Here is a 14294-nt window from a genome sequence, read left to right as displayed (position 1 = left end):
GTGAGGTGTTCATCACTCCGGAGGTCAAAGTCGGGTAATTCGGCCGCACGTCCGGCCACACGCTGCGAGCATGGTGTCACGGGGAGGTGCGCCGGCTCCCCTCGACGCGACATGGAAGCGACATCGACGCGACATCGACGTGACATGGACGCGGCATCGACGCGACCGGTACCGCCCGCCGAGCACCGCAGGGAGCTGACGCAGATGAGCGGCGATCGTCCGAACCGGCCCGTGCACGGCACCGCCGCGGGGGCCCGGTACGTCGCACTGCCCCCGACCGCCGTCGACGCGGTCGCGTCCGGTCCGACCCGGCTGATGCTGATCTGGCCGGGATTCGACCCGCCGCGGACGGCGGAGGCGCTGGCGGCATCGGTACCGCTGACCGGCGTCCCCGTGTGGCGCGTCTACCTGGACCTGCCCGCGCAGCTGCCCGGCGGGCTGGGGAGCGCGGCGATCCTCGACGACGCCGGCATCGAGCGCTACGGGGCCGCGGTCGAGCACGCGGCGGACCGGCTGCCGGAGGCCGTCGACGGGCTGCGGCGGGAGCTGGCGGTCGCGGCCGGTCCGGTCGCGCTCGCGGGGTTCAGCACCGGCGGCGCCGCGGCGCTGCTCGCGGTGGCGCGCGGGGACGTCCCGGTCACCGCGACCGCCGCGGTCGCACCGGTGGTCGCGCCGTCCCGGGCCGCGCGGGCCGTCGAGAAGCGCGCGGGCCGCGACCGGGCCTGGACGGACGCGTCGGTCGCGCTCGCCGACCGGCTCGACCTCGGCGCGCTCGCCGCCGACATCGCGGCGCGGGACGCCGAGCTGCTGCTGGTCGGCGGCGCGAAGGACCGCGTCGTCCCGTCCGGCGAGCTGGCCGGGCTGCGCGACGCCCTGCGGCGGCACGGCGCCGCGGCCGAGACCGTCACGTTCCGGATGGGGCACGCGCTCGCCGCCGAGCCCGGCACCGAGGCGCGCCCGCCGATCACCGAGGCCGTCCGGGTGGACGGCGTCCTGTCCGACTGGTTCCGGGACCGGCTCGCGGCGACCGCCGACGACGCGGACGCCCCCACCGACGCGGACGCCCCGGGGGCCGCGGGCGCGGAGCCCGGCGACGCCCGGGGCGACGCGGTGGAGCGGCACAAGGCCGCGAGCGGCGCGTAGCTAGCCGCGCGAGAGGACCTCGTAGCGGACGGAGATGACACCGGCGGAGGTGCCGCCGATGTCCCGCATCGCCGCCTCGGACAGGTCCAGGCAGCGCCCGCCCGCGTAGGGGCCGCGGTCGTTGATGCGCACGACGACGGAGTCGCCGTTGCTCTTGTTGGTGACGCGCACCTTGGAGCCGAACGGGAGCGTCTTGTGCGCCGCCGTCAGCTCGCTCGGGTCGAAGCGCTCACCGCTGGCCGTCATCTGGCCCTCGCCGTAGAAGGACGCCTTGCAGGAGCCCGAGTCGAGGACCTTCTCCGAGCCGCCCGACCCGCTCGACCCGCCGGACCGGGACCTGCCGGTCTCCTCCGGCTCCGGCTCCGGTGGGTCGATCCGCGCCGCGACCGCGTCGGGCTCGTCGTCCCGATCCGGTCGCTGCGCCGGCTTCTCCGGTCGCTTCGGCTTCTCCGGGGTCGCGCTCGGAGAGGACCTTCCCGGCGGACTCGCCCCGGGACTCTGCCCGCCGGGCGGTGCGGACGGTTCGGCCTGCGGCAGTCCATGTGCCGCCTGGGCCGCGCCCGTCGAGGCGCCGGTCTTGACGAACGCGAACGCGCCCGCCGTGAGGACGGCCACGGCCGCCCCGGAAACGATCAGAAGGGTGCGGATCCGCACCTGAGGTATGCGTACACGGGCACGCTTGCCACGCACAGGCATTTCCTTTGTTCGGGGACAGGACCCCGGACGCCCGGCGGTTCGCGCCGCCGTGCTCTGGCGCGTCCGGCGACGTCCACGTCCCCGATCTCCGCGCCTCCCGCGGGCGTCATGCGCGCCCGCGCCCCCGTGCCGTTCTCACGGCACGCCCGCGTCAACGCGGGTGTGGCGTCCGGCAGGTGCGGCCCAGCGAGTTCACCGGTCCCGCGGCGCCGGGCCGGGCAGGTTCCCGGTCGGCGTCGTACAGGTCCGGCGCGTCACTTTTTTCATTTTGGATCTCGATGGCGCCGCACAAGTCCAAGACCGTACGTCGTGTCCCGCATAGATCAAGACCGAAGGCCGATATTTGTGGGCTTTGTCACCCGCCATTTTGCCCTCGGAAGTCGATCGACTCCGCCGAGTGACCCCATTTCAAGATCGTCTTTACTCCGCATGGAGAAGATGATCTCGGGCGTATCACGGTGGTTCGGCGGTCAAATGCGAACGGGGCGTTCCGCCGTCGCGGAACGCCCCGTACCGGCCGGTTCAGCGGCGCCCGGGCGCCCCCTGCGCCTGCCCGCCGTCGGCCTTCAGCACCTCGACGACCTGGCCCTCGGCGGCCCGACCGCCGCTGGCCTGGCCCTCGGCCGCGTGGCCGGGAGCGGGCCGCTCCTCGGCGAGCCCGAAGTCGCGGTCGAGCTGCGCGACGATGTCGCTCGCCTGCCCCGCGAAGTCGGCCTCGTGCGGCGCGGGCGGTGCGGGCGCGGCGTGGGCCGCCGGCGCGGCCAGCACGACGGACGCCCCGACCACGGGCACGAAGAGGATGAAGTCGCGCAGCAGTCGTCTGGCGGACCGTTTCATTGTTCCCCCCGGAAATTGTCAGGTGTTCGATCTGCAGTTCGTGCGCCCGATGTGGACGCACCTTGATCGGGGACGCTAGTACACCTGGAGGGCACCGCACGGAAAGCGGGGGCGAGGACTTCGGCAAGACCAGGCCGACCCGCAGCATCATCAATGACATTTCACCCGAAGCGGGGACATTTCAGAATGCCCCCGCTTCGGGTGATTTCTTCGGCTGCCGCTCAGTCCCCGGCGCCGAGGGTGATGGCCTCGTCCACCTCCCGCTGGCGACCGGCCAGCTCGGTGGCGTACCGCTCCTCGTCGACCTTCTCGGCGATCTCCTCGTCCTGCTTCATCAGCGCCTCGAGATCGGCCTTGGCGTTGTCGAGGACGCCCATGTCGTCGTACGCCTTCTTCACCTTGTCGCCCCACAGGCCGACGTCCCGGACGCACGGGACGATCCGGCTGAACAGCAGCGACTGGTACAGCGTGTACATGTCGGAGTTGTCGACGTACTCCATGCACTTGTCCATCGGCATGTCGAGCTGTTCGAACACCTCGCGCGCCTTGAACCGGTCGCGCATCAGGTAGCAGCCCTCGACGACGAATTCCTCGCGCTCGGCCCGCTCCCGGTCGGTCAGCTCGGCGTAGTAGTCCTTGAGCGCGAGCCGCCCGAACGCGACGTGCCGCGCCTCGTCCTGCATGACGTACGCGAGGAGCTGCTTGACGAGCGGGTTCGTCGACATGTCGCGGTACAGTCCGAACGCGGCCAGCGCGAGGCCCTCGATCAGCACCTGCATGCCGAGGTAGGGCAGGTCCCAGCGGCTGTCCTCGAGCGACTCCGCGAGCAGCTTCGCGAGGTCCTGGTTGATCGGGTAGTACATCCCGATCTTCTCGTGGACGAACTTGCCGTACAGCTCGACGTGCCGCGCCTCGTCCATCGTCTGGGTCGCGGCGTAGAACTTGGAGTCGAGGTCAGGGACGGACTGGACGATCCGCGCGGACACGTTCAGCGCGCCCTGCTCGCCGTGCAGGAACTGGCTGAACAGCCACGAGCTCTGGTGCCGGCCGAACTCGTCCTTCTCCTTCTGGGTCATCTTGTCCCAGATCTCGGAGCCGAAGAGGGGGTTGAAGTTCTCCGGCAGGCCCGCGACGTTGACCGGGTCGACCTCGAGGTCCCAGTCGATGCGCTTCTGCGCGTCCCACTGCTTGTCCTTGCCCTTCTGGTACAGGTTCAGCAGCCGGTCGCGGCCTTCGTCGTACTCCCAGGTGAACCGGGTGTCGCCCGCCATCGGGACGTCCCAGGTGTCCGTGGAGACGGGCTCGGTGTACAGATCGTAGGAACTCACCGGGGGATCCTCCTCGGGGGGACGCGCCGCGCCGTCGCGGCGCTGGGGTCTGTTCCGCCCACCGCTTTACATACCTTCGTAACATGTAAAGCGCCGGTAGATCTATACCCCCGGCCCAGACCGGAGCCCCCGGGTGAGTTCCCCGTTACCGCGACTGGAGCGCGTCGAGCGCGACGGCCTGGGCGATGACCAGGCGGCGGTCGAGCCGCGGGTCCTTGATGTCCACCACGTACCGGTCGCGGATGCCGATCTTCTTCTCCACCGAGAACACGACCTGGTCGCCCGCGTAGAAGTCGAAGTGGTACGGCCACGCGAACGGGATCGCGTCCACGAACGGGATGAACTGCCAGACCCGCCGCACCACCGCGACCGCCTTGTTGCGCTCGCTGCCGGTCGCCACGCCCAGCCCCGGCTGCTCCAGGTGCCAGGTGGAGGCGAGCAGCGACTTTTTGAAGTCCTTGCGAAACAGCCCGATCGGCCGTCCGTGCGCGTCGGTGATGTCGTACGCCGAGGCCAGGTCGATGCGCTTGCGGGCCTTGAACCCGAGGATGGGCGTGGACTTGGAGTCGTCCGCGTACAGGGTGACCTGCTCCTTGAAGGCCATCCGCTTCTGCTGGGCGAACGCCATCAGCTCGCCCTCGCCGCCGCCGGGCGCCTCGGCGTGCACCTCGTACTGGTTCACCATCAGCCGGACCCGCTGCCGGATCAGCAATCGCGACTGTGCCTGGAACCGCTCGTCGTCCACCGGAACCACCCGTCCCTTCCGTTTGGCCCGGGAGTCTGCCATACCCGGCGGTGCGGGCTCAGGGCTCCCGGATGTGCGCGGCGAGGTAGCCGTGGATGAGCCGCTCCGCCTCCGCGACGATCACCGGGTCGCCGTCCGGGCGGCGCCGGAACGCCAGCTTCAGCACCGCGTCCCCGGCCTCGACCGCGATGGCCAGCGCGGTCGCCAGCTCCGGGGTGTCGCGGATGCCGAACGTGTCGACGATCAGCGTGCGGAGCCGGTCGGCGACCACCGCGTTGTTGTCGGCGTCGGAGTCGAGCAGGTGGACGTCGGCGACGTCCCCGAACCGCAGCACCCGGAACCCCGGGACGGTCCGGTGCATGTCCACGAAGATGTCGATGATCGCGCCGACCGTGTCGGACCAGTCGGCGAAGCCGCCCTCGGCGAGCCGCGCGGAGATGCGCCGCCCGAACTCCTCCAGGTTCCGCTGCGCGAGGGCCTGCGCGACCGCCCGCTTGTCGGGGAAGAACTGGTACACCGAGCCGATCGCGACCTCGGCGCGCTGCGCGATCCGCGTCGTGGTCAGCCCGTCGTAGCCGTCCTCGTCGAGGATCTCCGCGCAGGCGTCCAGCATCCGCTGCACGCGTTCGGCGCTGCGGCGCTGGGCGGGACGGCGGCGGAGCGGGGTGCGGATCTCGGTCACCCTGCCATTGTCCCCCCATTCCGCCGCACCCGGACCCCCGCGTCCCCGCCCGCCTTCCTGGCGCGGTCGTGGTCCGCGTCAAGGTCCGCGTCGTGGTCCGCGTCGTGGGCGGCCCGTGCGGCGCCGATCGCCGCCGCGTGCTCCCTGATCCACCCGGTCAGCCCGCGCAGCGGCACGCCGATGCCCCGGCCGAGTTCCGTCAGCCCGTACGTCACCTTCGGCGGGACGGTCGGCTCGACGGTCCGCTCGACCAGGCCGTCCCGCACCAGCGTGCGGAGCGTCTGGGACAGCATCTTCTCGCTGATCCCCTCGATCCGGTTCCGAAGCTCGAAGAACCGCAGGTCACCGCCGTCGAGCGCGGTCAGGACGAGCACGCCCCACCGGCCCGTCACGTGGTCGAGGACCACGCGGGCCGGACAGTCCCGCCGGAAGACGTCGTCGTCCATCAGTGCACTTACCCTTCGGTTATGGGCTTACGCAAAGGTACGTACTTCCCATAAGTTAGCTGCTTTCCTAACGTGGGCGCCATGGAACCAGTCGCACTCATCACCGGTGCCGGGCGCGGGATCGGCGCCGCCACCGCCAGGGAACTCTCCCGCCGCGGATACCGCGTCGCCGTCAACTACCACCGGGACGCCGCGGCGGCCGCGGCCGTCGCGGCGGAGACCGGCGGGACCGCGCTGCGCGCCGACGTCCGCGACCCGGCACAGGTCGCCGGACTGCTCGCGGCCTGCGGCCCGCCGGACGTGCTCGTCTGCAACGCCAACATCACCCCGCCGTTCGAACCGCTCCTGTCGATGCCGTGGGAGGCGTTCATCGGCAAGGTGCAGGGCGAGCTGGCCGCCGCCTACCACCTCACGCAGGCCGTCCTGCCCGAGATGCCGCCGCACGGGCGGATCGTCTACGTGTCCAGCCTGAGCGCCGAGCTGACCCGTCCGGGCGCCGCCGCGCACGCAGCCGCCAAGGCCGCGCTGGACGCCTTCGCCCGGCACGTCGCGGCGGAGGCGAGCCCGGTGACGGTCAACGTCGTCGCCCCGGCGGGGGTGCGCACCGAGGGCTCCGCCGCCGCCCGCACGCCCGAGACCGAGGCCGCGCTCGCGGAGCGCTCCGTCCTCGGCCGCATGATCGAGCCGGACGACGTCGCGCGGGTGATCGCGGCCGTGGCGGACGGCGGGATGCCCGCCGTGACCGGCGTCCGCATCCCCGTCGACGCGGGCTACCGCGTGCTCGGGGGCCCGTGACGGGTGGAATGCTCGTCCAGGTGGCCCTGGAACATGAGGACGGGCGGCTCTTCCTGTACGAGGTGTGGCGCTCGCAGGAGGACCTCGACCTGCACAGCCAGTACCCGCCGCTGCGCGAGTTCCTGGACGGCATCGACGAGTACCTGGCGGAACCCGTGGACGGATACTTCGACACGATGATCAGCCCGTATCCCGCATGAGCGCGGACCCGTACGAGGACCGGCTCGAGGAGCTGCACGCGGCGTTCGCGCGGGTGCCGCGTCCGGCCGCGGTGGAGGGATGTCCCTGCTGCGTGGGCGCGGACGAGGGCGCGCGGCTCCTCGCCCGTCCCCCGCGCTCGCTCTCCGCCGGCGAGCTGTCCCGCTTCGCCGCGAAGGCGCTGAACACGTGGGGCGGGCCGGAGGACGTCCGGTACTTCGCGCCCCGACTCCTCGAACTCGCCGCCGACGACGCCTTCGTCTGGCCGGACGCCGAGATCGTGTTCGGCACGCTCGCCCGGGCCGGGTGGCGCGAGTGGCCGGAGGCGGAGGCGGTCGCGGCGTTCCTCGCCGGGTTCTGGACGCGGACGCTCGCCCGGTTCCCGTCCCGTCCGGGCGCGGGGGAGGCGCTGCGCGCGCTCGCGGCGGCCGGCGTCGACCTCGGGCCCTGCCTGCGGGAGTGGGAGGCGGCGGTGGCGCGGGTGGACGGCCCCGCCGTGCGGCACCTGCACGAGATCGCGGACGAGGAACTCGCCTCGCGGCGCTACGAACTCGCCTGGGCACTCGCCCACCCGCAGCTCGAGAACGCGTTCTGGACGGACGGAGGCGCGGTCGTCCGGTGGCTGACGGGCGGCCCGGCGGGCGGCGCCGTCCGGGCGGCCTTCGAGCGGACCGGCGACGAGGAACTGCTCGAGCTCCTCGCCGAGACCGACGGCCTCATCGACCCCGGTCACGCCATGTGATCATGACGTGACGCTGGGGTTTCCCCTGTCGGCCCCCGGGTAATGCCCCTGCACCAGCATGATCACCCGCGTGGAGTCCGTGAGGAGACGTGCCCCATGAGCGGTTGCGAAGCGCGCAGCCTCCTCCATCCCTACCTGCTGCTGCTCATCTACGAGCGGCCCGGTCACGGCTACGACCTCATCGACCGGCTGGCCTGCCTCGGGGTGTCGGACGTCGAGCCGGGACACGCGTACCGGGTGCTGCGCGGCATGGAACGGGCACGGCTCGTCGAGTCGACGTGGGTGCCGTCGGAGGCGGGCCCGGCGCGCCGCCGCTACGAGCTGACCGAGCGGGGCGTCGCCGATCTGGAGGCGTGGGCGCCGAAGCTGGCGCACCTGGGCGAGGTGATCACCTCGTTCCTCGCCCGCTGGAACGCCGCGGCGCGGGCGGCGGCACCGGCCGCGCCGGGCGGCGGGCGCGAACCGCGGGCCGTGTCGTGGACGTGACGGCGCGGGCGGCGGTCCGGGAGGCGTTCGACCGGCGGGCCGAACCGGGCCGGGCGGTCGCGGGCGACGCCGACGCCATCGCGCGGGCCTGCCACGCGATGGCGGTGCGGTTCCACGCGGGCGGGCGGCTGATCGTGTTCGGCAACGCGGGGGCGTGCACGGACGCGCAGCACGTGGCGGTCGAGTTCGTGCACCCGGTGGTGGTGGGCAAGCGGGCGCTGCCGGCGTTCGCGCTGACCGGGGACGTCGCCGCGCTGACGGCGATCGCCGAGGCGGACGGGTTCGCGGAGGTGTACGCGGCGCAGCTGCGGACGCTGGCCCGGCCGGACGACATCGCGCTCGGGCTGTCGGCGGACGGGCGGTGCGCGAGCGTACGGCGCGGGCTGGCGGCGGCGGCCGAGCTGGGGCTGCTGACGGTCGCGCTGACCGGCGGGGACGGCGACGCCGGCCAGGGCGCCGACCACGTGCTGCGGGCGCGGACCGGCGACCCGCTCGTCGCCGGGGAGGTGCACGTGACCGTCTACCACGTGCTGTGGGAACTGGTGCACGTCTTCTTCGAGCATCCAGGGACGCTGCGGCGGGAGACCGCCAAGTGAGCCCGGCGGAGCCCGCGGGCACGCCGGAGTGCCATGACGGGGTGTGCGTGACGTGCTCGGACGCGGCCGTCCGGGTGCGGGTGCGCGAGCTGCTCGGCGACGGGCTCGCGCTCGTCGACACCGAGGCCGGCCCGGAGGAGGTGAGCGTGGCGCTGGTCGACGCCCGGGTGGGCGACGTGGTGCTGGTCCACGCGAAGGAGGCACTTGCCGTGGAAAGCGCGGTGGAGGGTGCGGTGGAACCGTGATGAGCGGGATCGAGACGCTGTACCCGTTCCTGTACGAGGGCGGGTCGGACCTCGGCGCGGTGCTGGCGGAGGTGCGCCGGTCCACCGAGGAGAAGGCGGCCGAGATCGCCGCGCTGCGGGAGTCGCTGGCGGAGGACGCGGCGGACGAGCTGGTGGCGTGCGCCCGGCGGATCACGGCGTCCGTCATCGGCGGCGGCCGGCTGTTCACGTTCGGCAACGGCGGGAGCTGCACGGACGCGCAGGATCTCGCGCGGCTGTGCGTGCGGCCGCCGGACGGCGCGCGTCCCGTCCCGGCGACCGCGCTGACCGGGGACGTCGCCGCGCTGACGGCGCTGGCGAACGACGTCGGGTTCGAGGCGGTGTTCGCGCGGCAGCTCGCCGCGTTCGGGCGCCCGGGTGACGTCGCGGTGGGGTTCTCGACGAGCGGCGGGTCGGCGAACGTGCTGAACGCGTTCGCGGCGGCGTCCCGCGCGGGCCTGGCGACCGTCGGGTTCGCTGGGTACGGGGGCGGCGCGATGGCGGAGCCGGGCACGGTGGACCACCTGTTCACGGTTCCGTCGGCGTCGGTCCACCGCGTCCAGGAGGCGCAGGCGACCGTGTCCCACGTGCTGTGGGAGCTGCTCCAGCGGGCCCTGGACGGCCGGTTGGACGGCCTGTCGTGAACGTGGACGAGGGACGGGAGCGGATCCGGATCCGCGTCGAGGGGATTGTGCAGGGCGTCGGGTTCCGGCCCTTCGTGCACGAGCTGGCCGGGACGTACGGTCTGTCGGGGTTCGTGGGGAACGACGCGTCCGGGGTGTTCGCGGAGGCGGAGGGGGAGGCGTCCGCGCTCGCCCGGTTCGTCGGCGACCTCGGCGGCGCGGGGGCCCGTGCGGGGGTGCCGGTTCCGCCGTCGCTCGCCGTCGTCGAGCGCGTCCTCACCGAGTCGCTGCCGCTGCTCGGCGACCGGGGCTTCCGGATCGTGCCGAGCGACGCGAGCGCCCCGCCCGCCGCGCTCGTCCCGCCGGACACCGCGACCTGCGACGACTGCCTCGCGGAGCTGCGCGACCCGGACGGCCGGCGGCACGGGTACGCGTTCACCAACTGCACGCGCTGCGGCCCGCGCTTCACGATCGTCCGGAACGTCCCGTACGACCGGGACAACACGACGATGGCCGAGTACGCGATGTGCGGCGCGTGCGCCCGCGAGTACGGCGACGAGCGCGACCGCCGGTTCCACGCCCAGCCCGTGTGCTGCCCGGACTGCGGCCCCCGCCTGCGGGCGGTCGGCCCGGACGGGCGGGAGGTGCCCGGTGATCCGGTCGAGACGGCGGCGCGCTGGCTGCTGGACGGGCGGATCGTCGCGGTCAAGGGCCTCGGCGGGTACCACCTGGCCGCGCTCGCCGGCCACCCCGACGCCGTGGCGCGGCTGCGGTCGCGCAAGCACCGGGAGCACAAGCCGTTCGCCGTCCTGGCGCCCGACCTCGCGGGCGCCCGCGCGCTCGTCCACCTGGACCCGGCGGCGGAGGCCCTGCTCGCCTCCCCGGCCCGGCCGATCATGCTCGCCGAGCGCCGCCACGGCGCGCGCGTCGCCGCCGCCGTCGCGCCCGGCAACCGCGAGCTGGGCGTGCTGCTGCCGTACACGCCGCTGCACCACCTGCTCGCCGCCCGCCTCGCCCGTCCGATCGTCCTGACCAGCGGGAACGTGGCGGACGAGCCGATCGCGACGCGGGACGGGGAGGCGCTGGCGCGGCTCGGCCCGATCGCCGACGGGTTCGTCGTGCACGACCGCCGCATCGAGACGCGGGCCGACGACTCGGTCGTCCGGTCCTTCCGCGGGCGGACGCTGCCGGTGCGGCGCTCGCGCGGGTTCGTCCCGTCGCCGCTGCGGACGCCGTGGGAGTTCCCGAGACCGGTGCTGGCGTGCGGTGCGGAACTGAAGAACACCTTCTGCGTGGCGCGCGCGCACCACGCTTTCCTCTCGCACCACATCGGCGACCTGGAGAACTACGAGACCCTGCGCTCGTACCAGGAGGGCATCGATCATTTCTGCCGGTTGTTCGGGGTGCGGCCAGAGGTCGTGGCGCACGACCTGCACCCGGAGTACCTGTCGACCAAGTACGCCCACGACCTCGACGGTGTCGAACTCGTGGGCGTCCAGCACCACCACGCGCACATCGCGTCGTGCCTCGCCGACAACGGGACGGACGGGCCGGTCATCGGCATCGCGTTCGACGGGCTCGGGTTCGGCGACGACGGGACGCTGTGGGGCGGGGAGCTGCTGGTCGCCGACCTGGCCGGGTACCGGCGCGCCGGGCACCTGGAGGCGGTGCCGATGCCGGGCGGCGCGGCGGCGGTCCGGGAGCCGTGGCGGATGGCGGCGTCCTACCTGGCGGCCGCGTTCGGCGGGCAGGCGCCGTGGCTTCCCGTCGCCGGCCGCAACCGCGAGCGGTGGGCGGCCGTCACCGCGCTGGCCCGGCCGGAGGCGGGCGCGCCGCGCACGTCCAGCGCGGGACGGCTGTTCGACGCGGTCGCGGCCATCGCGGGCGTGCGCGACGCGGCCGGGTACGAGGGGCAGGCGGCGATCGAGCTGCAGCAGGCCGCCGACCCGCACGAGCGCGCCGCCTACCGGGCGACCGTGACCGACGACCTGGTCGTCCGGGGCACCGACCTGGTGCGGGCGGCGGTGGACGACGTCCTCGCGGGGGCGGGCGCGGGCGCGATCGCCGCGCGCTTCCACAACGGGCTCGCGTGGGCGACCGTCCGCGCGGCCCGGCTGCTGCGCGACCGCACCGGGCTGCGCACCGTCGCGCTGTCCGGCGGCGTCTTCCAGAACGTCCTGCTGCTGGAGCGGACGGTCGCCGGGCTCGAGGACTCCGGCTTCCGGGTGCTGACGCACTCGCGCGTCCCGCCGAACGACGGCGGCATCGCGCTCGGCCAGGCGGTCGTCGCCGCCGCCCGGGACCGGCTCGCCCGGGACCGGCGCGCCTAGGACGGGATCGCCCTCCGGCCGGGACGGGATCGCCCGGGGCGCGGCCGCTTCCTGACCGCGTCCCGGGCGAGCGGGCGGCGGGGGCTCAGCAGATGCGGGGGAGCGGGTCGCCCACCAGCATGTCGACGATGCGGGTGCCGCCGAACGCCGTCCGCAGCAGCACCAGGCCGGGCGGGTCGTCGCGGACGGTCCCGACGATCGCGGCGTCCGCGCCCAGCGGGTGCCCGCGCAGCGCGCCGAGCGCCGCGTCCGCGCGTGCGCCGTCCACGACCGCGACGAACCGTCCCTCGCACGCCACGTACAGCGGCTCGATGCCGAGCAGCTCGCACGCGCCCTCGACCGCCGGACGCACCGGCACCGCCTCCTCGTCCAGCACGACGCCGAGCCCGGACGCCCCCGCGATCTCGTTCAGCACCGTCGCGACCCCGCCGCGCGTCGCGTCCCGCATCATCCGGACACCGCCCGGCACCGCGCCGAGCAGCGCGGCGGTGAGCCCGTGCAGGGCGGCCGTGTCGGACGTGACGTCGGCTTCCAGGTCCAGTTCGCCGCGCGCCAGCATGACGGTGACGCCGTGGTCCCCGATCGGACCCGACACCAGGACCGCGTCACCCGCGCGGACGGCGGACGCACCGAGCTCTGCGCGCGCGCCCGCACCGTCGAGGACGCCGATACCGGACGTGGTGATGAAGCACCCGTCCGCCTTGCCCCGCTCCACGACCTTCGTGTCGCCGGTGACGATCGAGACGTCCGCGCGCGCCGCCGCGTCCGCCATGGACGCGACGATGCGGCGCAGATCGTCCACCGGGAAGCCCTCCTCCAGGACGAACCCGGCCGACAGGTACAGCGGCCGCGCCCCGCACACGGCGAGGTCGTTGACCGTCCCGTTCACCGCCAGCTCGCCGATGTCGCCGCCCGGGAAGAACAGGGGCGAGACGACGTGCGAGTCGGTCGTGAACACGAGCCGTCCACCGTCCAGGGACAGGACGGCGCCGTCGTCGAGCGCCTCCAGAGCGGGATGCCGGAACGCCTCCACGAACAGGGCCTCGACGAGCGTCTGCGTGGCCTTGCCGCCGGCACCGTGGGCCAGCGTGATGCGGTCCTCTTTCACGCGAGGCTTGCGCCGGCGCGCGCGCTCGATGCGCTGTAGGACCTGCTCCTCGCGGGACGCGTGCGGAGCCATCGGCCGTCCCGGTGCCGTGTTCCCGGTTGTCATGTCGTCCGTCGCCGTGTCCTCGGTCGTCACGTGCGGCTCGCCTCCTTCACGCGCTCCCGCGTGAACCGGCCGAAGTTGTAGTACGCGGCGCACGCCCCCTCGGACGACACCATGCACGTCCCGATCGGCGTCTCCGGCGTGCAGGCGGTACCGAACACCTTGCACTCCCACGGTTTGAGGACGCCCTTCAGCACCTCGCCGCACTGGCACGCCTTCGGGTCGGCGACGCGCACCCCCGGCAGGTCGAACAGCCGCTCGGCGTCGAACTCCGCGTAGGCGTCGCGCATCCGCAGCGCCGAGTGCGAGATGAACCCGAGGCCGCGCCACTCGAAGTACGGCCGCAGCTCCATGACCCGCCCGATCGCGTCGAGCGCCCGCGGGTTGCCGTCCCACGGGACGACCCGCGCGTACTGGTTCTCGACCTCGCTGCGCCCCTCGTCCAGCTGCTCCAGGAGCATGTGGACCGACTGCAGGACGTCGAGCGGCTCGAACCCCGCGCACACGAGCGGGCGGCCGTACTCGCCGGTGATGAACTCGTACGGGCGGCAGCCGATCACGGTCGAGACGTGCCCGGGGCCGAGGAACCCGTCGAGCCGCAGGTCGGGCGAGTCCAGGATGGCCTTGATGCCCGGAATGATCGTCACGTGGTTGCAGAAGACCGAGAAATTGCCGATCCCCTCGGCGGCCGCGCGCAGCACGGTCATCGCGGTGGACGGCGCGGTCGTCTCGAACCCGATCGCCATGAACACGACCCGCCGGTCCGGGTTCAGCCTCGCGATCTTGAGGGCGTCCAGCGGCGAGTACACCATCCGGATGTCGGCGCCCGCCGCCTTCGCGTCCAGGAACGAGCCGGTGCCGCCCGGCACGCGCAGCATGTCGCCGAACGACGTGAGGATCACGTCCGGGTGGTCGCGGGCGATCGCGATGGCGTCGTCCACCCGCCCCATCGGCAGCACGCACACCGGGCACCCCGGCCCGTGCACGAGCTGCACGGTCTCGGGCAGGTAGTCCTCGATGCCGTGCTTGTAGATCGTGTGGGTGTGCCCCCCGCACACCTCCATGAACTTGTACTGCCGTCCCGGCTCGCACAGCGCGGCGATGCGCGCCGACAGCGCCCGTGCCCGCTCCGCGTCGCGGTACTCGTCGACGAACCGCAATGGTCGGCCGCCTT

General features: G+C 73.4%; 17 protein-coding genes. 9 read left to right on the top strand and 8 right to left on the bottom strand.

Annotation, left to right across the window (positions count from 1 at the left end):
• The first annotated feature begins 204 nt into the window (after positions 1-204).
• Complete coding sequence (locus F7P10_RS21790) at positions 205-1143, top strand: hypothetical protein (protein WP_151011712.1); 939 nt, start codon at positions 205-207, stop codon at positions 1141-1143.
• Here the strand turns inward: F7P10_RS21790 and F7P10_RS21785 are convergent, their stop codons facing one another.
• The 6 genes from F7P10_RS21785 to F7P10_RS21760 all read right to left on the bottom strand — a co-directional run bounded on the left by F7P10_RS21785 (position 1144) and on the right by F7P10_RS21760 (position 5877).
• Positions 1144-1797 carry a septal ring lytic transglycosylase RlpA family protein gene (locus F7P10_RS21785; RefSeq protein ID WP_254715942.1) on the bottom strand — a complete coding sequence of 218 codons (654 nt, stop codon included), beginning with the start codon at positions 1795-1797 and terminating at the stop codon, positions 1144-1146.
• Positions 1798-2361: 564 nt separating this feature from the next.
• Positions 2362-2676, bottom strand: a complete 315-nt coding sequence (locus tag F7P10_RS21780) for a hypothetical protein (protein ID WP_151011708.1) — start codon at positions 2674-2676, stop codon at positions 2362-2364.
• A 221-nt stretch (positions 2677-2897) separates the two neighbouring features.
• Positions 2898-4004 carry a ferritin-like domain-containing protein gene (locus F7P10_RS21775; protein WP_151011706.1) on the bottom strand — a complete coding sequence of 369 codons (1107 nt, stop codon included), beginning with the start codon at positions 4002-4004 and terminating at the stop codon, positions 2898-2900.
• Positions 4005-4149: 145 nt separating this feature from the next.
• Entirely contained in the window at positions 4150-4749 is a 600-nt protein-coding gene (locus tag F7P10_RS21770) for a hypothetical protein (protein ID WP_254715941.1), read from the bottom strand.
• Between the two features lie 58 nt (positions 4750-4807).
• Positions 4808-5431 (bottom strand): TetR/AcrR family transcriptional regulator, encoded by a 624-nt coding sequence (locus F7P10_RS21765; protein WP_151011702.1) that lies wholly within the window; start codon positions 5429-5431, stop codon positions 4808-4810.
• Positions 5428-5877: a helix-turn-helix domain-containing protein gene (locus tag F7P10_RS21760; protein ID WP_151011701.1), complete on the bottom strand. Its 450-nt coding sequence runs from the start codon at positions 5875-5877 to the stop codon at positions 5428-5430. Before F7P10_RS21760 ends, F7P10_RS21765 begins: the two co-directional genes overlap by 4 nt.
• 81 nt (positions 5878-5958) lie before the next feature.
• On the opposite strand from F7P10_RS21760, the gene F7P10_RS21755 reads away from it, so the two are divergent.
• The 8 genes from F7P10_RS21755 (at position 5959) to hypF (ending at position 11910) form a co-directional block, all read left to right on the top strand.
• On the top strand, positions 5959-6672 hold the full coding sequence (locus tag F7P10_RS21755; protein WP_151011699.1) for an SDR family oxidoreductase: 714 nt from the start codon (positions 5959-5961) through the stop codon (positions 6670-6672).
• Between the two features lie 20 nt (positions 6673-6692).
• On the top strand, positions 6693-6872 hold the full coding sequence (locus tag F7P10_RS21750) for a putative quinol monooxygenase (RefSeq protein WP_151011697.1): 180 nt from the start codon (positions 6693-6695) through the stop codon (positions 6870-6872).
• Complete coding sequence (locus F7P10_RS21745) at positions 6869-7612, top strand: hypothetical protein (protein ID WP_151011695.1); 744 nt, start codon at positions 6869-6871, stop codon at positions 7610-7612. The genes F7P10_RS21750 and F7P10_RS21745 overlap by 4 nt, the downstream gene beginning before the upstream one ends.
• A 96-nt stretch (positions 7613-7708) precedes the next feature.
• Positions 7709-8098, top strand: coding sequence for a helix-turn-helix transcriptional regulator (locus F7P10_RS21740; protein WP_151011693.1), 390 nt, complete (start codon positions 7709-7711; stop codon positions 8096-8098).
• A complete protein-coding gene (locus tag F7P10_RS21735) occupies positions 8089-8694 on the top strand; it encodes an SIS domain-containing protein (protein ID WP_218040107.1) in 606 nt (201 codons plus the stop codon). The genes F7P10_RS21740 and F7P10_RS21735 overlap by 10 nt, the downstream gene beginning before the upstream one ends.
• Positions 8691-8939, top strand: a complete 249-nt coding sequence (locus tag F7P10_RS21730) for a HypC/HybG/HupF family hydrogenase formation chaperone (protein ID WP_151011691.1) — start codon at positions 8691-8693, stop codon at positions 8937-8939. Before F7P10_RS21735 ends, F7P10_RS21730 begins: the two co-directional genes overlap by 4 nt.
• Positions 8939-9601 (top strand): SIS domain-containing protein, encoded by a 663-nt coding sequence (locus F7P10_RS21725; protein ID WP_151011689.1) that lies wholly within the window; start codon positions 8939-8941, stop codon positions 9599-9601. The genes F7P10_RS21730 and F7P10_RS21725 overlap by 1 nt, the downstream gene beginning before the upstream one ends.
• A complete protein-coding gene (hypF, locus tag F7P10_RS21720; protein WP_218040106.1) occupies positions 9598-11910 on the top strand; it encodes a carbamoyltransferase HypF in 2313 nt (770 codons plus the stop codon). The genes F7P10_RS21725 and hypF overlap by 4 nt, the downstream gene beginning before the upstream one ends.
• 85 nt (positions 11911-11995) lie before the next feature.
• Here the strand turns inward: hypF and hypE are convergent, their stop codons facing one another.
• Together hypE and hypD are read right to left on the bottom strand one after the other, a co-directional pair.
• On the bottom strand, positions 11996-13153 hold the full coding sequence (gene hypE, locus F7P10_RS21715) for a hydrogenase expression/formation protein HypE (protein ID WP_254715940.1): 1158 nt from the start codon (positions 13151-13153) through the stop codon (positions 11996-11998).
• Entirely contained in the window at positions 13150-14280 is a 1131-nt protein-coding gene (gene hypD, locus F7P10_RS21710; protein ID WP_151011688.1) for a hydrogenase formation protein HypD, read from the bottom strand. The genes hypE and hypD overlap by 4 nt, the downstream gene beginning before the upstream one ends.
• Positions 14281-14294 lie beyond the last annotated feature (14 nt).

Origin of the sequence: Actinomadura sp. WMMB 499, from assembly GCF_008824145.1 — a bacterium.
In the GTDB taxonomy this organism is placed as follows: domain Bacteria; phylum Actinomycetota; class Actinomycetes; order Streptosporangiales; family Streptosporangiaceae; genus Spirillospora.
This window is presented reverse-complemented; position numbering and strand designations above follow the sequence as displayed.